The organism is Kitasatospora sp. NPDC057904 (genome assembly GCF_042887925.1).
In the GTDB taxonomy this organism is placed as follows: Bacteria; Actinomycetota; Actinomycetes; order Streptomycetales; family Streptomycetaceae; genus Kitasatospora.
Genome location: NZ_JBHVOL010000001.1, coordinates 238365 through 259473 on the forward strand (window position 1 = coordinate 238365; position 21109 = coordinate 259473).

Annotated in this window: 19 protein-coding genes; 8 read left to right on the forward strand and 11 right to left on the reverse strand. The window is 72.5% G+C overall.

Going from position 1 to position 21109, the window contains the following annotated elements; genetic code table 11:
* Window positions 1-2 precede the first annotated feature (2 nt).
* Complete coding sequence (locus ACFVSN_RS01165; RefSeq protein ID WP_387600751.1) at window positions 3-2528, reverse strand: collagenase; 2526 nt, start codon at window positions 2526-2528, stop codon at window positions 3-5.
* Between the two features lie 300 nt (window positions 2529-2828).
* Here ACFVSN_RS01165 and ACFVSN_RS01170 point away from each other — a divergent pair, with 300 nt between their 5' ends.
* Window positions 2829-3269 carry a VOC family protein gene (locus ACFVSN_RS01170; RefSeq protein WP_380447528.1) on the forward strand — a complete coding sequence of 147 codons (441 nt, stop codon included), beginning with the start codon at window positions 2829-2831 and terminating at the stop codon, window positions 3267-3269.
* Between the two features lie 73 nt (window positions 3270-3342).
* Here ACFVSN_RS01170 and ACFVSN_RS01175 read toward each other — a convergent pair whose 3' ends face one another.
* The 3 genes from ACFVSN_RS01175 to ACFVSN_RS01185 all read right to left on the reverse strand — a co-directional run bounded on the left by ACFVSN_RS01175 (window position 3343) and on the right by ACFVSN_RS01185 (window position 5611).
* Window positions 3343-4002, reverse strand: a complete 660-nt coding sequence (locus ACFVSN_RS01175) for a glyoxalase (RefSeq protein WP_387600748.1) — start codon at window positions 4000-4002, stop codon at window positions 3343-3345.
* Between the two features lie 75 nt (window positions 4003-4077).
* Entirely contained in the window at window positions 4078-5046 is a 969-nt protein-coding gene (locus ACFVSN_RS01180) for a hypothetical protein (protein ID WP_387600745.1), read from the reverse strand.
* Between the two features lie 145 nt (window positions 5047-5191).
* Entirely contained in the window at window positions 5192-5611 is a 420-nt protein-coding gene (locus ACFVSN_RS01185; protein ID WP_380447531.1) for a peptidase inhibitor family I36 protein, read from the reverse strand.
* Window positions 5612-6057: 446 nt separating this feature from the next.
* Here ACFVSN_RS01185 and ACFVSN_RS01190 point away from each other — a divergent pair, with 446 nt between their 5' ends.
* Window positions 6058-8172: a DUF4157 domain-containing protein gene (locus ACFVSN_RS01190; RefSeq protein ID WP_387600742.1), complete on the forward strand. Its 2115-nt coding sequence runs from the start codon at window positions 6058-6060 to the stop codon at window positions 8170-8172.
* 63 nt (window positions 8173-8235) lie between these two features.
* Here the strand turns inward: ACFVSN_RS01190 and ACFVSN_RS01195 are convergent, their stop codons facing one another.
* Window positions 8236-9420, reverse strand: a complete 1185-nt coding sequence (locus ACFVSN_RS01195; RefSeq protein WP_387600739.1) for an agmatine/peptidylarginine deiminase — start codon at window positions 9418-9420, stop codon at window positions 8236-8238.
* 177 nt (window positions 9421-9597) lie between these two features.
* Here ACFVSN_RS01195 and ACFVSN_RS01200 point away from each other — a divergent pair, with 177 nt between their 5' ends.
* The 3 genes from ACFVSN_RS01200 to ACFVSN_RS01210 all read left to right on the forward strand — a co-directional run bounded on the left by ACFVSN_RS01200 (window position 9598) and on the right by ACFVSN_RS01210 (window position 12957).
* On the forward strand, window positions 9598-10224 hold the full coding sequence (locus tag ACFVSN_RS01200) for a TetR/AcrR family transcriptional regulator (protein ID WP_387600737.1): 627 nt from the start codon (window positions 9598-9600) through the stop codon (window positions 10222-10224).
* A 205-nt stretch (window positions 10225-10429) separates the two neighbouring features.
* Window positions 10430-11419, forward strand: a complete 990-nt coding sequence (locus ACFVSN_RS01205) for an alpha/beta hydrolase (protein ID WP_380447538.1) — start codon at window positions 10430-10432, stop codon at window positions 11417-11419.
* 131 nt (window positions 11420-11550) lie between these two features.
* Entirely contained in the window at window positions 11551-12957 is a 1407-nt protein-coding gene (locus ACFVSN_RS01210) for a hypothetical protein (RefSeq protein WP_387600734.1), read from the forward strand.
* A 142-nt stretch (window positions 12958-13099) separates the two neighbouring features.
* On the opposite strand, the gene ACFVSN_RS01215 is transcribed toward ACFVSN_RS01210, so the two are convergent.
* The 3 genes from ACFVSN_RS01215 to ACFVSN_RS01225 form a co-directional block, all read right to left on the reverse strand.
* Window positions 13100-13840, reverse strand: a complete 741-nt coding sequence (locus tag ACFVSN_RS01215; protein ID WP_387600818.1) for a class I SAM-dependent methyltransferase — start codon at window positions 13838-13840, stop codon at window positions 13100-13102.
* A 115-nt stretch (window positions 13841-13955) separates the two neighbouring features.
* Window positions 13956-15284 carry an MFS transporter gene (locus ACFVSN_RS01220; RefSeq protein ID WP_387600731.1) on the reverse strand — a complete coding sequence of 443 codons (1329 nt, stop codon included), beginning with the start codon at window positions 15282-15284 and terminating at the stop codon, window positions 13956-13958.
* The gene (locus ACFVSN_RS01225; protein ID WP_387600729.1) at window positions 15281-16177 is read right to left on the reverse strand and encodes a DMT family transporter; all 897 of its coding nucleotides are present in this window, start codon (window positions 16175-16177) and stop codon (window positions 15281-15283) included. The genes ACFVSN_RS01220 and ACFVSN_RS01225 overlap by 4 nt, the downstream gene beginning before the upstream one ends.
* A 71-nt stretch (window positions 16178-16248) precedes the next feature.
* Between ACFVSN_RS01225 and ACFVSN_RS01230 the strand changes: the two genes are divergently transcribed.
* The 3 genes from ACFVSN_RS01230 (at window position 16249) to ACFVSN_RS01240 (ending at window position 18393) form a co-directional block, all read left to right on the forward strand.
* On the forward strand, window positions 16249-17142 hold the full coding sequence (locus tag ACFVSN_RS01230) for a LysR family transcriptional regulator (RefSeq protein WP_380490806.1): 894 nt from the start codon (window positions 16249-16251) through the stop codon (window positions 17140-17142).
* A gap of 152 nt (window positions 17143-17294) precedes the next feature.
* Entirely contained in the window at window positions 17295-18032 is a 738-nt protein-coding gene (locus tag ACFVSN_RS01235; RefSeq protein ID WP_387600725.1) for a VOC family protein, read from the forward strand.
* 100 nt (window positions 18033-18132) lie between these two features.
* Window positions 18133-18393: a hypothetical protein gene (locus ACFVSN_RS01240; protein WP_387600722.1), complete on the forward strand. Its 261-nt coding sequence runs from the start codon at window positions 18133-18135 to the stop codon at window positions 18391-18393.
* Window positions 18394-18529: 136 nt separating this feature from the next.
* On the opposite strand, the gene ACFVSN_RS01245 is transcribed toward ACFVSN_RS01240, so the two are convergent.
* From ACFVSN_RS01245 to ACFVSN_RS01255, 3 genes are all read right to left on the reverse strand, one after another.
* Window positions 18530-18799, reverse strand: coding sequence for an SH3 domain-containing protein (locus tag ACFVSN_RS01245; protein ID WP_329925605.1), 270 nt, complete (start codon window positions 18797-18799; stop codon window positions 18530-18532).
* Between the two features lie 151 nt (window positions 18800-18950).
* Window positions 18951-19406: a hypothetical protein gene (locus tag ACFVSN_RS01250; RefSeq protein WP_387600719.1), complete on the reverse strand. Its 456-nt coding sequence runs from the start codon at window positions 19404-19406 to the stop codon at window positions 18951-18953.
* Between the two features lie 358 nt (window positions 19407-19764).
* A complete protein-coding gene (locus ACFVSN_RS01255; protein WP_387953574.1) occupies window positions 19765-21039 on the reverse strand; it encodes a hypothetical protein in 1275 nt (424 codons plus the stop codon).
* Window positions 21040-21109 lie beyond the last annotated feature (70 nt).

Here is a 21109-nt window from a genome sequence, read left to right on the forward strand (position 1 = left end):
GGTCAGTACCGCGTGGTGACGGTCACCCCGCTGAACGCCGTCCGGGCGTAGAGGCTGATGTAGCGGTAGCCGGCCGTCGTGTTGGTGACGGTGAGGCTCTGGGTGGAGCCGTCGTTGAACGAAGCGCTCGTGTAGGCGTTGAGCGTGGCCCACGAGGTGGGGTTGTAGAGCAGGTAGGCCGTGCCGGTGCCGCCCTTGGTGGTGGCGGTCAGCGTGGAGGTGCCGGCCGGCAGCCAGATGTAGAGGTAGTCGAGGTTGCCCGCGGACGCGGACTGGTCGGTGCGGTAGCAGTTGCGGTCCATCACCCGTGTGTCGGCCGCGGTGCACGCCGTCGTGCCGTCGGTGACGGTGAGCGACTTGCTCGCGGTGGCGGTGTGGCCGCTGTCGTCGGTGACGGTCAGGGTGACGGTGTAGGTGCCGGGCGCGGTGTACGTCTTCGCCGGGCTGGCCGTGGTGGCGGTGGTGCCGTCGCCGAAGTCCCAGGCCCAGGAGGCGATCCGGCCGCCGCCGGTCTCGGTGGAGCGGTCGGTGAGCCGCACGGTCAGGCCGTCGGCGGTGCTGTCGAACGCGGCGGTCGGGGTGCCGCCCGTGGTGGCGCACGCACCGGCGGCGCAGGCGGTCAGCCAGGCGTCGAAGTCGGCGTCGTACGAGGTGCCGAGGGAGTTGTAGACGGCGTAGCCGCCGGGGTAGTCGCCGGTCCGGAAGTGGCCGAGCATCGCCTGGACGACGTCCGGGTGCTTCTCGACCATGTAGCGCACGGCGAGGTAGCCCCACGGGTAGGTGCGGGTGGTGTCACTGTTGTCGTAGGTGTTCTGGAAGAGCGTGCTGAGCTTGTAGGTGTGCTTGGCGGCCTCGGACACCGCCTGGGTGTCGGTGACGCCACGGTAGGTGTAGGAGACGTACTCGGCCACGCCCTCGATCCACCACACGTCGGGCACGGCGATCTGCTGCGAGAAGTTGCCCTTCATGTCGTAGCGGGCGTCGAGGGCGTGCGTGTACTCGTGGTTGAGGTTCCAGACGCGGGCGGTGAAGCCGTTGTCGGTCGGGTGGCGGTAGGTGATCGAGAGCGGCTGGTTGGCGGGGCTGGTCGGATCGCCCGTCAGCGTCATGCCGCCGTTGTTGGTGTCGATGCCGTAGATCGGCCCGGCGTAGGTCTGGTAGTCCGCCGGGCTGGCGAAGTTGACCAGTTGGAGCGTGGACTCGTACTGGCCGGGTATCGGGCCGTTGTCCTTGACGAGGTTGTGGACGAACGGGTCCTGGTTCTGCAGGCTCGCGCAGACGGCGTCGAGGTCGGCCGCGGTGAGGTCCTGCGCGCGGACGGTGTGCGTGGCGTCGCAGGTGCGGCTGACCGGCAGGGCGGCGGCGGTCAGCCGCTGGGGCAGGTCGCAGACGCCGTAGTACGAGCACTGGGCCTGGTCGTAGGCGGCGGCCAGCCCGGCGACGCCGACCCACAGCGGGGCGGTCGGGCCGGTGATGGACGAGGCGTCGAGCAGGCCCTTCATCAGCGGGCGCACCTTGGCCTGGAGGGCGGGGTGCTCGATGAAGCGGGCGGTCTCGATGCCGGCGTTGGAGTCGAGGAAGGAGTTGGTGCCGCCGAGCAGGCCGCGGTGGTCGAGCGCGAAGGCGTCGAGGGTGTCGATGAGGCTCGGGTCGGCGGTGACGGCGTCGACGTAGTCCTGGTTCTGGTGCCCGCGGAAGATCGGGGTGAAGACGTCGTTGACGAAGTTGACCATGTACCAGGAGGAGTCGTACGCGGCGGTGTAGCCGTTCAGCACCCGCTTGTACGTGCCGAGGTAGCGGGCCTGCAGGTTCGCGCTGTCGGTGAGGATGACGGCCTCGCCCGCGATCTGCCCGTTCGCGTCGCTGACGTCCGTGAAGTGCGGGCTCGCGGTGAACGCGTCGAGGCCGCCCGCCACCGCGGTGGTGAGGGCGGAGTCGTAGGAGCCGACGTCCGCGGGGTGGTTGAACTGCACGTAGTACCCGGCGCGCAGGTAGAGCACCAGTGGCAGGATCCCCGTCGAGTTGTCCCCGGGGTAGGCGGAGGCGACGCCCTGGAGGGCGTTGGCGATCGTCATCATCTGGCTCTCGCGGAACACCCCGGACGCGTCGGAGCCGGCGATCCCGAAGAGCGTGTTGACGCAGTCGGGCGTCGAGGCCTCGACGAAGGAGACCAGCGCGGACCCGGTGCGGCCGCCGAAGTCGGCCGGGGTGCAGGACGCCGCGGCGAGCCGCGTGGCCGCGGGGGCGTGCGGGGCGGTCGCGGGCGCGGTCAGGGGGCTGCGCGGCGGGAGTTGGGCGGCGGTGAGGGGGTGGTCCTGGACGGCCTCACGGCTCGCGGCGTCCCTGGCGGAGCTCCCGGTCGGCGGCAGGATGCGGGGGCCGTGCCCGGCGGACGCCGTGTGGCGTGCGGACGCGGGCGGGGCGCTGTCCGGGGCCGCGAAGCCCGGCACGGCACCCAGGCCGACGACGGCGGTACTCGCCACGGCGAGGACCGCCATAGCCCTTGGCAGCTTGAAGAACTGACTCATCAACACTCCTGTGTGGGGGTGGGTCGAGCTGCCTCCGTGCGCTGTCCGTTGGGGGGGTGCTCACCGAGGCATGTGAAATAACACATGTCACCGGTCACATGGGTCAAGACCCGGGCGTCAAGGTTCGCATCCGGACCGTTCCGAATCGCGACATTGAACGTTCAAATGCCCGTCACCGCGCCAACAGCAAGGCAGGCCAGGGCGGTTGGCGGCCCGTCACGCGACCGTCCGGGGCAACCGCGCCGACCGCCGGGGGCATTGACACCGGCACTGTCGGCCCCGGCCCCTACCCTCGGGGGCATGACGATTCAGCGCATGGACAACGTCGGCATCGTCGTCGACGACCTCGACGCCGCCATCGCGTTCTTCACCGCACTCGGCATGGAGCTGGAAGGCAGGATGCCGACGGACGGAGAGTGGGCGGGCAAGGTCGTCGGGCTCGACGACATGCGGTGCGAGATCGCGATGATGCGGATCCCGGGCGCCCCGGGCCGGCTCGAACTGGCGACTTACCACACCCCCGTGGCGATCACCCCCGCGCCGGAGGTCCCCCCGGCGAACACGCTCGGCCTGCACCGCGTCATGTTCGCCGTCGACGACATCGAGGACACCCTCGCCCGCCTCCGGCCCCACGGCGCCGTCCTCGTCGGCGAAGTGGCGCGCTACGAGGACAGCTACCTGCTCTGCTACCTCCGCGGGCCGGGCGGGATCATCCTCGGGCTGGCCCAGCAGCTGGGCTGAGCCGAACGGCACGCCCCGGGCCCGGCAGGCCGCGTCCGGGCCGAGGCGTCGTCCACGCGTTCACCTGCCCGGGTCAGGAGCCGGCCGCGGCCAGCGCGACGCTCTCCCAGGCGAACCCGTCCGGGTCCGTGAAGGACGCGGCGCCGGTGCTGCCGAGGACGATCCGGTGCGAACCGGTGCCCTCGACGGCCACGCCGACCTCCTTCGCCAGCGCGCGGCGCTTGTACAGCGCCAGCTTGACGGCGCCGGGCCCGCCAGCGGTGAACTCGGTGTACTTGCCGCCGAAGCTCCTGGCCACGGTCAGGCCCCGGCCGACGTAGAACTCCCTGGTGGCCTTGACGCCCTCGACGCCGAGCAGCAGGACGACGTCGTCGATCTCGCGGGTGGCCGGGCCGGTGTCCTTCTTCGCCGAGGTCGCGATCTTCCAGGCCGTCCCGTCCGGCGCCTGGACGACGCCGCCGTAGCCCCACAGCGACTTCGCCGCGGGCTTGAGCACCGTGGCCCCGGCGGCCACGGCGTCGGCGATGAAGCCGTCGACGGTGCCCGGCCCGGCCACCGTGAGCGCCATGGCGAAGCCCCGGAAACCGGTGGTCGGCGCCGCGGACTCCCGCAGGCGGACGTGCTGCTCCACGCCGAACGCGGCGTAGAAGCGGTGGGCTGCCCCGGCGTCGGCCACCTCAAGGGTGACGGAGGCGAGGGACACGGTGGACGCGGTGTTCTCGTTGTTTCCCATGCCCATGACGCTACGGGCGGCCCTGCGGCGGAGGCTTCTCGAATCCTGACCGGTCCCGTGGGTTTCCGGCACCTCCTACGAACCGGCCGCGGCCACCGATCGCGCGAGCTCCAGCATCGCGTCGTTGCCGGCCCTGACCGCGGTCAGCTCCGCTTGGTGCTGCCGGATGAGCTCGTCCTCGTAGGCCGTCTCGACGGTGAACCAGACCCCGACGACGTTCGCCCGGGCCTTGCAGTCGACGTCGGCGGTGGCCGTGGCGATCTCCTCCGCGGACGGCGTGGCGGCGGCCGCCCAGCGGGAGTCCTTGAGGGCGTCCCCGGGCGTGGCGTAGGAGTAGCCGCGGTCCCCCATGCAGCGCGACCAGTCCTGGAAGACGGTCCTGACCCTGGGGTCCGTCATCGAGCGTTCGAAGCCCTCGTAGTTGATCCCCACCGCGACGTCGGCGTCCCGCCCGGTGCCGCCGCGCGAGGTCAGCTCCTTCTGCGCGGCCCCGACGCACCCGCCCGGCGGCAGCCCCTTGCCCCGGAACTCGGTGGCCGATCCCGGGGCGGGCTTCCCGCCCGGTCCGAGGCCCGTACCGAGCACGGTGGTGAGCTCGGCGCCCATCGACGCTCCCCCGCTCGGCTTCCTCGCGCCGCCCGGGTCGGGCGCGTGGTAGCCGTGCACGGAGACGTCGGCGAGTTCGACCGGGTCGTACCGGTGGGCGGTCTGGCTCTGGGACGGCGCCGCCCCGGACCCGGGCGGCCGGGAGTACACCAGGCCGAACCCCCGTACGCAACGGGCGACCAGCACGGTCTGCGCCGCGTCGTACTGCCGGAACTGCTCCCCGCTGAGCAGGTAGGCCTCGATGGGCAGGGTCCGGTCGCCCGCCTCGGTCAACCGGGGGACGTCGCCGATCGGTGGCGGGTCCATCGGCGTCAGGGACGCGGACGGCCTGGCGGCGGGCGCGGCGGGGGCCGCGGGTCCGGAGGCGCAGCCGGCGGTGAGGACCAGGGGGACGAGCAGGAGGGCGGCCAGTGAACGGCCGCGGTGGGGGGACGTCATGGCGGGGCTCCTCGGGCGGCTCGGGCGGTACGGGCGGCTCGGGCGGTACGGGCGGTACGGGCGGTACGGGCGGCTCGGGCGGTGGAACGCCGACCGGGTGCCGGGTCCCCGACGAGCGGGGGCCCGGCACCCGGTCGGAGCCGGATCAGAGTTCCCAGGCCTGCGAGTGGTTGTTGTTGCGCATGTTGATGGAGCCGCCGTTCCACGGCACCGCGCCCAGGTTGGCCCACGAGTTGTGCGGGATGTACTGGTTCGGGCCGGTGTTGCGGATGCTGTACTCGCGGTAGTAGACGCGGACGTTCCAGTTCTGGTCCATGTTCCACACGGAGGCGGCGTTGTTCATGACGGCCTGGCCGTTGCCGGCCCCGCCGCCGCCGAAGTAGCCGTCGTAGTTGCCGTCCTCGCCCTTGCCGAAGAAGGCACCCTGCAGGTCGGGGCTGTAGTAGACGCACGCGTCGCCGCTGATGCAGCCGCCGGAGCTCGCGAGGGCCGGCGTGGCGGTGCCGAGGAGCACCGTACCGAGGGTGACCGCGGCCAGGGCGGCGGCCGCCATCTTCTTGTTCATCTCACTGCCTTCCGATCGGTGGAGTGGGATCCCCCGCACCCTCGTCCCGGGGCGGGTCGCATCCCTGATCGTGATCAGGCCGTGGTGCCCGGCCTGACAGGAACGACTCTGCGGCAGGAGCGGAGTCGACTTCGAGAGCGGACGGACTGTTTGGAACGTCCAACCCGTTCCCACAGCGCTGAGCTGGGGATTGGGAACGGCACGATCGGACTCCGGATCCCGTGGAACGGCCCTCCGGCAGCAGGCTTCGGTCAGACGCCGGGTGGGACGGGAATGGGAAGTCGGCCCGGCCGACTTCCCGTGCGCTCCGAGGTCCTGATCAACTTCCCTCACCGGGCAGGGCGGCTTGCCCTGTGTTCGGCCCTGCGGGCCGTTCCGGCGGGGCGTGCCCCGTGGGAGCCTGGGTGGTCAGGCTCTGCACGCGATCTCGGGCGAACGGATCTGTCATGCGGCACACCACCGAGTCCCAGCGGAAGGCCGCTCCGGACCGCGACCAGGTCAAGCCCCGCGACGCCGGACGGGCCGGCGGCTCGCCCGGTGCCCTCCAGCGGTCGATCGGGAACGCCGCCGTCGGGCGGATGATCGCGCGCGAGGCGGTACAGCGCGAGGCAGTACAGCGCGACGCGGACGGCGGCGCCGCGGTGCGGGACGCCGCCGCCGTCGCCGGGCGGGCGCACCGGCGGCTTCCGGGCGACGTGCAGCGGTCCATGGAGAGCGCCTTCGGCACCAGCCTGGACCACGTCCGGGTCTCGGTCGACGAGCGGGCCGCCGCGGGCATCGACGCCCGGGCGTACACCGTCGGCAGCAACATCGTCGTGCAGAACGCGGGCGTCCTGCGCGACGTCGAGACGATGGCCCACGAGATCCACCACACCACCCAGCACGACGCCCCGGCCGGCCTCAGCGACCCGGACGGCAGGTGGGAGCGCGAGGCCGCCGACGTCGGTGCCCGCGTCGCCCGCGGCGCGACCGTCCAGCGCCCGGTCCAGCGCCCGGTCCAGCGCCGAGCGGCCGACGGCCACGAAGGACACGTCCACGGCGCCGCGCTCCAGCGCCGGGTCGGCTTCGAGTTCGAGTCGCAGTGGCGGGTGCGCGACCACAACGACCTCACCGCGCAGGACGAGCAGGCCTACCAGGACGAGGTCACCCGGCGCGACGGCATCATCGGCCTGAAGATCCTCCGGAACATGGCCGCGAAGGTCGCCGTCGATCTCCTGGACGAGAACGAGCAGGCCAGGACGCCCAACGAGCTCACGACGGCGTGGATCGCCGAGCTGCCCCGGCAGGGCCCGGCCGACCCGCCGCGGTTCGAGGCGACCGACGCGGGCCGGGCCCGGCTGCAGCGGGCCCGGCAGGAGAGGCCCGACGAGTACGCACGGCACGCGGAGGGCGCCGCCTATCCGCTGATGGCAAACGGCGAGATCCGGGAGACCCCCATCCGCGGCCGGGACGTCCCGAAGATGGGCGTCGTCGGCCGGGGCACGGACTACAAGCTCACCTCGGACGTCAGCCCGACGGGCGGGTCGGCCCTGGAGTGGGTCACCGAGCCGCTCACCACGAAGGACGAACTCCTCGCCGTGATGGGCGAGATCACCCGGGTCTCGGCGGCCCTGGACGCCCGGAAGGACGAGGAGTCCTTCCCGCTCACGGACGTGCAGCTCGGGGGCTTCACGGCGGACGCCGGGATCATGGTCTTCCCGCTGGGCGGCGAGTTGGTCTACGCGCCGCAGATGACCGGCGGCTTCAAGCTGGACGAGCTGCCCCGGCTGGTGAAGTACCTCAACGTGCCGAACAAGAAGCCGTTCACCACCTCCGCTTCCGCCTTCGAGCAGCGGAAGGAGGCCAAGGACGACCTGCACACGGGCTCCCTCGGCGAGGTCGACCAGATCCGCAAGCAGGCGGAGGACCAGGCCAAGCGGCTCGGCAAGGACGTCACCGGCGGCGAGTCCACGGCCGCGCTGGTCGGCCTGGCCACCCTGGTCGGCAGCTACCTGGTGAACGGCGACAAGCTGCCGCCCAAGTCGAACTCGAAGTCGATCGCGGGCGGCCTGATGTCCCGCACGTCCTTCGCCCACAACTTCACCCTGCTGCCCCGCCCGTTCCGCGTCCACTTCCGCGAACACCCCGACCAGTTCGCCGCGTTCGTCCTCCGGGCGGCGGGCTTCGACCCGAGCGACACGCAGGCGCCGGTGTACTCCGACACCGTCGAACACGGCGACGCCGGCGACCGCCGGGAGCGGGCGATCCCCCTGACCCGTCACCAGTGGCTGATGGGCATGCCCACGGGCAAGGACCTCCTGCGGAAGTACACGAACCTGAACACGGCGGAGAAGGCGGACGTGACCCAGGACGACTGGGTGCACATCCACGGTTCCCTCGGCGCGCTCGGCAGCGTCGACGACCGGGTCGGCCCGCTCGGCAAGGAGGAGGTGGCCCTGGTCACCGAGCTGCGCCGGATGAAGGACGGCCTGCGGACCCCGAACCTCACGCCGCTCACGGTCGCCGCGTTCGACCTGGTCCAGCTGCTGAACGCGGGCATCTCACTCAAGTACAAGAAATAACAACACAGTTGAGCTGTGCGGGGACCCGCTCGATCGAGCGGGTCCCCGCACACGTGCCGCCGTCTACGGCACGGGCTGCTGCTGGGTGACGCAGTGGATGCCGCCGCCCTGGTTCCCGAGGTTGTCGATGTTGAGCTGGACGACGGTGCGGCCGGGGAAGAGGCCCTGGAGGACCCTCTTGGCGTTGGCGTCGGCGGTCGTGTCGCCGAACTGGGCCGAGATGACGGCACCGTTGCAGACGTAGTAGTTGGCGTAGGAGTCGACGAAGCTGCTGCTGACCGCGCGGATCAGGTTGTAGTCCGGCGACCGCAGCGCGGTGACCGCGATCGGCGTCCCCTGGGCGTCGGTGGACGAGGACAGGATCTGGTACTGCTGCTGCTCGTCGTTGGACCAGATGTCCGGCGGGTCGGCCGGGTTGGGGGTCTGGACGAGTCCGACGCCGGGGCCGAGGAAGCGCGAGGTGGCATCGACGTGGTCGTCGGTGATGTCCTGGCCGCTGATGCCGTCGAACCAGATGACCTTGCTCGCGCCGTAGGCGGCGCACATGGCCTGTTCGATCTGCGCCTGGGACAGGTTCGGGTTGCGGTCGGGGTTGATGATGCTGCTCCTCGTCGCCATCAGCGTCCCGGCGCCGTCGGTCTCGATGGCGCCGCCTTCACTGACCAGGCCGGCGGCAGTGAAGGGGAGGCCGAGGTAGGCGGCGACGCGCTGGGCGACGAGGGCGTCGTTGGCGTGCTGCTGGTGGTTGCCCCAGCCGTTGAAGTTGAGGCCGACGGCGTCCAGGCCGCCCGCGCCGTCGGTGCGGAAGACGGCGCCGGTGTCGCGCATCCAGCAGTCGTCGACCGGGATGGAGCCGATGACGGTGACGTTCGGGTTGGTGCAGGCGCGCCTGGCGGCGGCGACGCCGGCCGCGTTGGCGAGGAGGTGGACGGGCTCGTACTTCGCGACGGTGTTGGCGATGAGGGCGATGTTGGCCTGCACGCCGGAGAGCTTGCGCCCGTAGATGGTCGTGCTGTCGGGCCAGGCCATCCAGGTGCGGGTGTGCGGGACGCCGTCGGCCGGAACCGAGAACGCGCCCGCGAGAGCCGGGGCGGCCGGCGCACCGCCGCGCGGGGTCGTCGACCGTCCGGCGGCGCGGGCCCGGGGGCCGGTGGCCGCCGTGACGGCGGCGCCGGCGGCGGTCATGGCGGCCGCTGTCAGGAACCGCCGTCTGCTCGGGGTCCATTGGTCGGGGGTCTGATCGCTCATGGGGATCTCCCGTCAACTCGCCGTGGGGGTGGCGAGGTTGACCGGAAAGCTATAACTGGCCAAGCGCTCGGTCAATTCTTCGCGCAGAAGTCGGGACCGGTGGGGCGCCTGAGTCCGGACGGCCGGATCCGCCGATGTCCCGATGGCCGCTCCCCGGCGGTCGTTACAGTTGCGCCCATGGCGACGCGCGCGAACGACCAGACCCCCTCGGCCGCCGGGGACGCCGGGCGTCGACGTCCCTCGGCCAAGGGCGAGCAGACCAGGGCCCGCCTGATCGCGGCCGCCCGCACCCTCCTGGCCGGCGAGGCCGCCGGGCGCTTCACCACCCGCAACGTGGCCGCCCTGTGCGGGATTTCGCACGGGATGTGCCACTACCACTTCCAGGACAGGACCGACCTGATCGTGGCCGTGATCGAGGACATCCGGCCGGAGTGGATCACCCCGCTGGAGGAGGCGGTCGACCTCCCCGGGAGCTTCACCGAACGCGCCGAGCGCGTGATCGCCCTGCTGACCCGGCCCGAGAGCCCGGACCTCGCACACCTGCACTCGGCCCTGCACTGGCTCGCCCTCAACGACGACCGCATCAGGGAGCGCCTCGACGAGGACTACCGGCGCTGGCGCGCCTGCTTCGTGCGCCTGTTCCAGCTCCTGGCCGACGAACGACGGACCGGCCTCGACGCCAGGCTCCTGGGCGAGACCTTCGCGGCGGCCGTGGACGGCCTGGCCGCCGCCCAGTCGCTCGACGCCGGCACGGAGACGGGGACGGTGCTGCGCACCCTGATGACCGCGCTCACCGCCGCCTGACCCGGCTCGCCCGACCGGGCGCGGAGCCGTTCGGTTCCTTCCTCCGCCCTCCGGGTCAAAGACACCAGTCTCGGCGATCGGGCCTCCCCCGTCAGTCCGGATCGTTCCGGATTCCGCGCCGTGCGGCGGGTGACTACCGTCCCAACCGCTCGACCACCGGGCGGTCCGGACGGGCCGCCGTCACGCGCGTTCCCAGGAGGCCACGTTGACCGCCCAGCACCCCACCCGCAGGAGCATCCTCAGGACCGGCGGCGGGCTCGGCGCCGCGCTGGCGCTGGGCGCCGCCGGCTCGCTCGCCTCGGCGAGTCCCGCGGCAGCGGCCGGCGACGGCTTCGGCCTGAGCATCGTGGACCGCAACGAGAGCGACCCGCGGATGTGGTACTACCGCTTCCGCACCTCGGCGATCGGCTGGAACCCCGCCGTGAACGTGCTGCTGCCGGACGACTACCAGTGGAGCGGGCGCACCTACCCGGTGCTGTACCTGTTCCACGGCGGCGGCAACGACCAGGACTTCATCACCTTCGACCGGGCGGGCGTCCGCGACTGGACCGCCGGCAAGCCGATCATCGTGGTGATGCCGGACGGCGGGCACGCCGGCTGGTACTCCAACCCGGTCAGCTCCAACGCGGGCCCGCGCAACTGGGAGGAGTTCCACATCAACCAGCTGCTGCCCTGGGTCGAGGCCAACTTCCGCACCTACGCCGAGTACGACGGCCGCGCGGTGGCCGGCTTCTCGATGGGCGGCTTCGGCGCGCTGAAGTACGCCGCCAAGTACTACGGGCACTTCGCCTCGGTCAGCGCCCACTCCGGCCCGGCCAGCCTGCGCCGGGACGGCGGCCTGGTGGCGCACTGGGCGAACGCCTCCTCCGCCGCGCTGGACCTGAACGGCGGCACGGTCTACGGCGTGCCGCTCTGGGACCAGGCGCGGGTGAGCGCCGACAACCCGGTGGAGCGGATCGAGAGCTACCGCAACAAGCGGGTCTTCCTGGTGGCCGGCACCAGCCCCAACCCGGTCGACTGGTTCAGCACCGTCAACGAGACCCAGGTCCTGGCCGGGCAGCGCGAGTTCCGCTCCCTGCTCGACGGGGCGGGCATCCCGTACGACGCGCGTGAGGTGCCCGGCGGCCACGAGATCCGGCCGGACATGTTCCGGCAGGACCTGGACGGCATCATCGACCGCCTGCGCAAGGCGTGAGGGCCGCCCCGGTGTTCCCCTCCCTCCTCCGGCGCGCTTCGCGACCCGCACCGGCCCCGGCACCGGCCCCGGCACCGGCCCCGGCCACCCCGCTGCATCGGGTCCTGGTCTCCGCGCTCGCGCTGCTCGGTATGACGGCGGGCCTGACGGTCGGCGTCGGCGCCACGCCGGCGCCGGCCGCCACCGGCATCGACCTCTGCGCCGAGGTCGGCTACACCGCAGGCTTCCGGGGCGACGCCCTGGTGACCGCGATCGCCGTCGGCATGGCCGAGTCCAGCTGCAACCCGCTCGCGTCCAACGTCCAGAACAACACGCCGCCGTCCACCGACCGGGGCCTGTGGGAGATCAACAGCTACTGGCACCCCGAGGTCAGCGACGCCTGCGCCTACGACGCCCAGTGCAACGCCAACGCGGCCTACCGCATCTCCAACAAGGGCACCGACTGGGCGCAGTGGTCGACCTACAAGGAGGGCGCGCACCTGCGGTACCTGGACGCGGCCCGGGCCGCCGCCGACCGGCTCGGCCACCACGACCCCGGGCCGGCCCCGGTCGTCTACCCGACGCAACCCGGCCGGGTCGTCTCGGCGCGCTCGGCGGACGGCCGCCTGGAGGTGTTCGCAGCCGGGGCGAACGGCGTCTCGCACGCCTGGCAGAACAAGGTGAACGGCGACTGGTCCGAGTGGGAGTCCCTCGACGGCCCCGGCGGCGCCCGGCTGACGATCGGCGCGGACGCGGACGGCCGCCTGGAGCTGTTCGCCCTCAACGGCAGCACGCTCCAGCACCGCTACCAGCTCCAGCCCTCCGGCGCCTGGTCGGGCTGGGACACGTTCGGCACCGGCGGCCACAACCTCGCGGTCGGCGCCAACCAGGACGGCCGCCTGGAGGTCTTCGCCTCCGGCCCGGTCGGCGTCTTCCACCGCTACCAGACCGCGCCCAACAGCGGCTGGTCCGGCTGGGAGCCGGCCGGCGGCGGCCCCGCCGACAGCGAGATCGGACTCGGCAAGTCCCCCGACGGGCGCCTGGAGGTCTTCGCCCTCAACGGCTCCACCTTCCAGCACATGTGGCAGACCGCCGCCAGCGGCGCCTGGTCGGGCTGGGAGACCTTCGGTGACGGCGGCCACGACCTCACCGTCGACCACAACCAGGACGGCCGCCTCGAAGTCTTCGCGTCCGGCTCCGCCGGCGTCTACCACCGCTACCAGACCAACCCCACCACCTGGTCCGGCTGGGAACCCACGGGCGGGCCGGCCGACTCCCAGCTGACCAGCGAGCACGCGCCGGACGGCCGGGTGGAGGTCTTCGCCATCAACGGCACCACCGCCCAGCACCTGTGGCAGACCGGCGTGAACGCCCCGTACGACAAGTGGGTCGCCTTCGGCGGCCCCGGCACCGAGATCACCGCGGCGGCCAACGCCGACGGCCGCATCGAGGTCTTCGGCTCCAGCGGCGCCGGTGTCCACCACCGCTGGCAGACCGGCTTCTCCACCTGGTCCGAGTGGTCCTGGCTCAACACCACCTCCGGCCCCGCCGTCGGCTGAGGCCGACCTGCGTGTGGTCGCCCGGTCCCCGGCCGTTCCGGGGACCGGGCGTCTCGCGTCGCGGCGTCGGCCTCAGGCGTTAGACGTCAGGCGTCAGGCCTCAGGCCTCAGGCCTCAGGCCTCAGGCCTCAGGCCTCAGGCCTCAGGCGTGGCACCGCAGCATCGTCAGCGGCGGATTGGCGGCGAAATCGGCCCAGAAGTCCTCGCCGTACTCGCGCACGCCGGCCTCGGAGATCTCCAGGGGCACCCAGGTGATGTCCTTGAATCCGGCCGCGTGCAGCGACCGTTCGTAGGTCTCGCGGCTGGGCGGGTTCGCGACGAAGGAGATCGGCGGGTCGAGGAGCGCGGTGATCCTCACCCGCGGCCCGATCTCGGTCACCTCGCCGAGCGATTCGCACAGGAAGCCGTACTTGGCCAGGGACGGCCCGTCGAAACGGTAGTCCGGGTGCTGCACGAAGGCGAAGAACTCGGCCCCGCCCGCGAGGCTGCGGTGGATGTTGCGACACATCCGCTCGATGGTGGCGACGTCGTCGGCGTAGTTGAAGCACTGGACCGCGACCGCGAGGTCGAACCGCTCCTCGTAGACGGGCAGTTCGGCGACGTCGCCGACCTCGTACTCCACGCCCAGCGGCTCCTCGCCCTCCATGGCCCGGGCCGCGCCGACCATCTCGGAGGAGATGTCGACACCGAGGACGCGGGATGCGCCCCGGCGCTTGAACTCCCGGCTGTAGAAGCCGGTCCCGGAGGCCAGGTCCAGGACGGACCTGCCGGTCACGTCGCCCACCAGGGCGAGGAAGCCGGGCACCTCCCCGTAGCGCGTCAGCGGAAGGGTCTTGAAGCCCTCGAACGCCTCGCCGATCTCGTCGTACAGCTGACCGGTCATCATGCTCCCCGTTCGTCCACGGCATCGGCCCTCGTCCGGGCCGAAGCTCCTGCCGGGAAGTCTCGCTTCCGGCCACCGGAGCGCCGTACTGGCGGAAACCACAAATGTGCCGCAGCTACAGCCGCCGTTCTCGTCGCGTTCGCGCCGCGCGGCTGGTCGCCGCTACGGGCCCCGCTCCCGCCCGGCTCGCACTCCGGTCGACCGGCTCGGACTGCGGCGGAAGGTCGCGGCGGCGGCGGACCGGGGAGAGGTGGACCGGCAGGAAGGCCGTCGCGATCAGAGCGCCGCCCGCCCACAGCGCGAGGTGGACTCCGGCCAGTTGGCCGATCGCGCCGGCGACCGCGGCGCCGATGGCGAGGGCTCCCGTCAGCAGGAAGCGGAAGGTGGCGTTCATCCGGCCGAGGAGGGCGTCGGGGGTCATCCGCTGGCGCAGGCTCACGCCGAGCACGTTGTCCGTGCCGATCTTGAGCATGGCCAGGAACCAGCCGCACCCGGCGAGCCACAGCCAGGCTCCGTGGCCGACCAGGGGCACCAGGAGGCCGGTCGGCGACAGGCAGAGGCCGGCCACTGCGAGGGCGCGGCCGTGACCGAGCCGGGCGGCGAGCGGGCGGGCGCAGCGGGCGCCCAGCAGGAGGCCGGCCCCGCCCGTGGCCCAGAACAGGCCCAGGGTGCCCGCGGACAGGCCGAGTTCGCGGATGAAGAGGATCGGGAGCGTGGTGTTGACGATCTGCGAGCCCAGGTTTGCGAGGGTCGCGGTGAGCGCGAGCGCCCGGAGCTCCGGATTGCCGAAGACGTGGCGCAGGCCCTCCGTGATCTGCGCCCGCAGCCGGGCGGGCCGCCCGGGAGCCGGGGAGGCCGGGAACCGGCGCAGCGCGGTGAGTTGCACGGCGGAGGCGAGGTAGCAGACGGCCGTGGCCGCGACCGCCACCGGGGCCGTCAGCACCTGCACCAGTCCGCCGCCCGCGCCGCGCCCGGCGACGTTGCCGAGGGCGATGAGGCTCACCACGGCGGCGTTGGCCCGTACGAGTGCTTCCCGGCCGACGAGTTGGGGCAGCACGCTCTGCGCGCCGATGTCGAAGAAGACGGTGGCGGCGCCGTTCAGGAGCACGAGCGTGTACAACTGCCCGAGCGTGAGGGCGTGTTGCCACCATGCGAGCGGTACGGAGGCGAAGAGCAGGGCGCGGGCCAGATCTGCGGCGATCAGCACCCTGCGGTGCCGCAGGCGGTCGACCCAGGCTCCGGCGGGCAGTCCGATGAGGAGGAAGGCGGCGGTGCCCAGGGCCCCGAGCAGGCCGGCCTGGGCCGGGGTCGCGTCGAGGGCGGAGACGGCGATGAGCGGGACGGCGACGTAGCTCACGTTGGTAGCGAGCTGGCTGAGCGTGGTCGCGGCGAACAGGGTGCGGAAGTCCGGTACGGACCAGGGGGATCGGGATCGCGTGGTCACCTCGCCACCGCCGGTGCGGGTGTCCGGCGCAGCCGGGTCATCGCCACTCCGGCGAGGACGACGGCCATGCCCGTGAGGGTCCTCGGGCCGACGGGTTCGTCGAGGACGAGCGCGCCCAGCAGGATCGAGACGACGGGCAGCAGGTAGCCCACGGTGGCGGCGTCGGTGGCGCCTTCACTGGCGATGATGCGGTAGGTGAGGTGGAACGTCACCCCGGTGGAGAGGACCCCGAGCACGGCCGCCGCCATCAGCGACGTCGCGCCGAGGTGGGTCGGCAGCGCGCCGCCCGCGGGTAGCGTCAGCGCGGTCAGTCCGGTCGCCGCGAGCAGTTGGGCGGCGGAGAGCGAGAGGGTGGGCGTGCCCCGGCCGACCAGGTGGCGCCGCATGTAGGCGAAGGCGACGGCGTAGCTCAGCGAGGCACCGAGGATGGCGAGCGCGCCCCAGCCCACCGCATCGCCGTGCTGCCAGGGCGCGAAGATCAACAGTGTGCCGCCGAACCCGAGCAGGAGTCCGCCCAGCCGGAGCGCGCCCGGCCGGCGGTCGGTGCCGAGGGCGAGGCCGATCAGCAGCGACCACAGCGGAGTCGTCGCGTTCAGCACGCCCGCCAGGCCGGAGTCGACGGTCTGCTGACCGAAGCTGAACAGGGTGAACGGCAGGGCGTTGCAGAAGAACGCGGCCACCACGACGTGCCGCCACGTCGCGGCCGAGCGCGGCAGCCGCAGGCGCCGGGCGAGGCACATCACCACCAGGACGAGGGCCCCCAGGGCGCAGCGGACGACCGTCACCTGAGCCGGACGCAGGCCGTCCAGGGCCAGTCGGATCCACAGGAACGTGGATCCCCAGAGCAGCGCGAGGACTCCCACGCGTGACCAGTACAGACTTGCGGTTCTCATGGGAGGAACGCTGCCCGGACCGATTCGACAGCACAAGCGAAAAGATCTTCATCTCCTTTAAGCTGTGCTACATGCTCGATGTGAGGCGTATGCAGGTGCTCCGGGCCGTCGTGAGCAGCGGATCGGTCACCGCCGCCGCGGCCAACCTGGGGTACACCCCCTCGGCCGTGAGCCAGCAGATCGCGGCCCTGGAGCGGGAGGCCGGGACCGCCCTGCTGGAACGGGCCGGCCGGGGCGTGCGGCCGACGGAGGCCGGACGCCTGCTGACCGAACACGCCGCCACCATCAGCCGCAACGTCGCCGAGGCGGAGACGGCCCTGGCCGAACTGCGGGCCGGACGCACCGGACGGCTCGCCATCCGCTACTTCGCGACGGTCGGGGCCCGGCTGGTGGCGCCCGCCGTCGCCCGGGTGCGCCGGGAACACCCCGGCGTGCGGATCGACCTGCGGCTGAACGACCCCGAGGACCCGCTCGGCGAGGTGGCCGACGGCCGGGCCGACCTCGCCCTGGTGATCGGCGGCCCCGAGGCCTCCGTGCCGGGCGTCCGGCTGGTGCACCTGCTCGACGACGCCTACGTGGCGGTCCTTCCCGCGGACCACCCGCTGGCCGCCAAACGCGTCCTCGACCTCGCCGACCTCGCCGAGGAGCCGTGGATCGGCAGCGAGCCGCCCGGCCCCTGCCTGGAACCCGTGCTCCGGGCCTGCGCCGCCGCCGGCTTCAGCCCCGACGTCGTGGTGGACGGCCAGGACCACGCCACCGCCCGGGGTTTCGTCGCCGCCGGCCTCGGCGTGGCCGTGATGCCGAGGCTGGGGCTCACCGGCCGCCACCCCGACGTCGTGGTCCGCCGGGTGCGCCGCCCCGAACCGGTCCGCACCGTCCACGCCGCCGTCCGCGAGACCGCCCTGTCCCACCCGGCGGTGCAGGGCCTGCTCGACGCCCTCCGGGAGGCGGCCGCCCAGCGATGACGGCCCGGCACCCGACCGCCCCGCGTCCTCGCCGCCGCCCTCGCCACCACCACCGCCACCGCCACCGCCACCGCCCTTGACCAGCCGGAACACCCGCTGCGCCGACCGAAATCGGATGCCGTCGGCCGGCTGCTGCCCCTAGGATCCGCACCATGGCAACACGACTCGTGCAGATCAACATGAAGGCCCACGACGACGACGCGCTCGGCCGCTTCTGGGCGGAGGCGCTCGGCTGGGGTGTCCACCACGAGGCGCCCGGCGTGACCAACCTCGAACCCGTGGGCTTCGCCTACCCCGACCCCGCGGCCGTCTGCATCGACATCATCGCCCGCCCGGAGCCCAAGACGGCGAAGAACCGGGTCCACGTCGACCTGGCCACCACCTCGGCCGCCCACCAGGCCGAGCTGGTCGCGCGCCTGAAGGACCTCGGCGCGACGCTCGCCGACGTGGGCCAGGGCGAGGTCCCCTGGACCGTCATGGCCGACCCCGAGGGCAACGAGTTCTGCGTCCTGGAGCCCCGCGAGGTCTACCGGGACACCGGGCCGATCGCCGCGGTGGTGGTCGACTGCACCGACCCGCGCGAGATGGCGCGGTTCTGGGGCGGGGCGACGGACTGGACGCTGCACGAGGTCGCCGACGACCACGCGACCATGCGCTCCTCCCAGGGCATCGGCCCCTACCTGGAGTTCATCCGCACCCCCGACACCAAGAGCGGGTGGAACCGCGTCCACCTCGACGTCAGCCCCTACCGCGGTGACGACGTGGCGGCGGAGGAAGCCCGGCTGCGCGCCCTGGGCGCCACCGACCCCGGCATCGACCAGTCCGTCATCTCCTGGAGGATCCTGACCGACCCGGAAGGCAACGAATTCTGCCTCCTCAGCCCCCGCTGAGCTCGGCGAACTGCACTACGTCGCCAAGATCGTCCACGACGGTCAGGTCTACGGCACCCTGGAGGCGAACGGACACGACGCCGGGGTCGACGCCAACGACATGTTCGTCGTGCTCTCGATGGACGGCACGGTGCACGCCTGGATGGGCGGCTCCCACAAGGGCCCGGGCACCTTCAAGCTCGCGGGCGGCTGGACGGCCAAGGTCACCAAGCTCGGCGAGCTCCACTACCGCGCGGACATCCTCGGCCTGGACGGCGTGGTGAACGGCACGTTCGAGGCCGACCAGCACGACGCCGGGGTCGACGCCAACGGCGTGTACATCGTGCTCGGCATCGGCGGGGAGATCAGCGCCCACGAGTGAGCGGGGCAACCGCCGCCTCCACCGGCCCGCCCTCGCCGCTCCCGCCCTGAGACGGATGCGGACGGCAAGAGGCCGCCCCGTCTCACCGGCGGGGCGGCCTCTCCCTACATCGCCATCGGTCCCTCGGCGGGACGTGTCACCAGCTGAAGTAGCCGTGCGACATCCAGCCGGTGACGCCGCTGTCGACGTCGTAGACCAGGTCCCACTGGCCGTCACCGGACACGTCGCGGTGCGCCAGCCGCTGGCCGGTGTAGCAGAGGCCGAGGATCGCGCCCGAGGTGCTCGGGTCGGAGCGGAGGCGGACACCGTCCCCGGTGCAGTGGCCGTAGACGTCGTCGGCGTAGGCAGGCGTGGCCAGCGTGGCGCCGCCGATGGCGACCGCGACGGCGAGGCCGACCGCTGCCATGGTGCGCTTCCCCCGTGCTGCGAAAGACACAGTTTCTCCTCGATGAACCATGTGACGCCAAGTCAGATGATCTTGGCGCCAGAGAACATAACATGTTCATGATCTTCAAATGGCGCTGAGAAGGCTTTGATTGACGGATCATCACACTCCTTCACACCCCCTCCCCACCAAGGCGGTAGACGGTGATGCCGCCGCCGCGGACCGGGGCGCACCCGGCGGAGGCGAGCGCGCGAAGGGCGTCGGCCTCCTGCCGCGCGGGGAACGAAGTGCCCCAGTACGCGGGGTTGGTGGACCAGAACCGCCAGCCCAGCGTCGGCACCGCGAGCAGCAGGAGCGGGGACCGCAGCGCCAGGAAGGCCGTGGGAGCGAGCAGCACGGCCAGGGTGACCCACTTCTGGCCCGGCATCAGGAGTCTGGCGACCGGATCGCCGGACGGCCCGTCCACGCTGGACAGGTACGGGTACACGCCGTCGGGGTTGAGCCCGGGGACGACGACGAGCACCACCAGGGCGAGGGTGAGGGCCGCGAGTGCGGCGAGGAAGGCGCCGAGTGCGCGGCGGCCGTGGAGGAACAGGCAGCAGCCGACGGCCGCGAGCGTGGCCGCCACCCGCCTCGACGAGGCCCGCTCCGGCGGCGCCGGCCTCGGCCACACCCCGACCGCCCTGCGCCGTCTGCTGGCACTGGCGCAGGCGAGCCGGGTCGGGTGACGGCGCGGCAACCGGCCGGCCGCGCGGCCGGAGCGTGCGATCACCGCCCATACTCGGCCGAGGGGACGCCTCGGGAGAGCGGGAAGCCCATCCGGTTCACCACCGGCGTCATCGGCCCGCGCACCACCTGCGCGTAGCAGGTCGCCGACCGGGCCGGTTCGCCCCCGCTCCACGGCGCGTTGGGGGCCGGCGGCGGCGCGCGTTCGGTGCGGCGCGCCCCGGGCGGGCGGTGGCGGGGCGTCGGCGCGGCCCCGGCCGTCACCGCCCCGCCACGCGCGTGCGGCACCCCGCGCACGCGTGGACGCCGCGGGCGCCGTAGCGGTGGATCGGCGACCCGCACCCGGCACACGGACCGACCTGCCACGCCTCGCAGCCGTGCGCGACGGCGGCGGCTTCGCGCTGGGGCTCGGTCACGACGAGCCTGCGTTCCTGGCGGGGCACTCTGAATAGTCTCTCGGGGACCTCGTCGAGCGTGTGCAGGCCGGCGCCCGCGGAGTTCCCGCGCCGGGGGCGGGGGTCGTCGAACGTGAAGGTCTCCTCGCCGTAGCGGCAGGTCGGGTCGAGCTCCTGGCGGGTGTAGGTGATCCCGGCGTCGGGGGCCGGCTGATCGAGGGCGCCTTCCTCCTCGTCGTCCGGACCGAAGGCCGCGTGCCACCGGTCCCGGTCGGCCGCGGGCACCCACATCCGTGAGACGGAGCGCGGGTCGCTCTGGCTCGGCACCCGCATCGGCACGAACTCGCCGTCGGCGCTGGCCACGACAAGCTCGTCGACCTCGGTGGGCGGCTTGGCCGGCAGGCACAGCGCCGGCAGGTACCACCCGGTGTGGAAGCGGTTGCAGAAGCTCCCGTTGACCGGGCAGGGCCGCTCGCTGCTCGGCAGGCACTTCCACTGCTGCAGGTGCCGCACCCCCGCGCGGACCACCATCGCGAGCGAGGAGGCGATCTCCCGCCAGCCGAAATTGTCGACCCGGGCCCACGGCGCCCGCTCGACGGCGGCGGACCGATCGGTGTCGGTCACCCACAGCGGGACGATCCCGTGCTCCGTGGCCCTGCGGGAGCGCCGGCGCACCGTCTCGGCGCTGATGGGCGCGTACTGGGCCTCCCAGCCGATCCGCAGGCCCGACTCGCCGGTGACGAGGACGTCGGTGCGGATCCGGCCGTCGGCCGCCCGCGCCTCGACCTCCGCGCGCAGGCCGTGGCGCTCCGCCGCGCGCGCGATGCGTTCCTTCATCGCGTCCTGCTTCGCGCTCTCCTCGGCGGTGGGAATGTGACGCACCGGAAGGTGGGCGGCCACCCACACGGTGCGGCCGCCGACGGTTCTCCGGCGGATCGTCATCCAGGGAGCACGATCGTCCTCCTCGGCCTGGCAATAGCCGTCGCGGTGGTGCTCAAGGCACTCCAGCAACTCGCGCTCGCGCCGGTCGACCGGAGCGGTGATCTCCGCCAGCAGGCCGGGCCGGTCGGGATGTCCGAGGTCGGGCAGGGTCAGGTTGATCTCGATGCCGTACGCGGTGTGGAAAACGCCGTTCGCCATATCCGGAGAGTAGAAAGGGCGACCGGAAATTTGAATACCGCCGCGAATGTTTAAATCGGCGGAACAATCC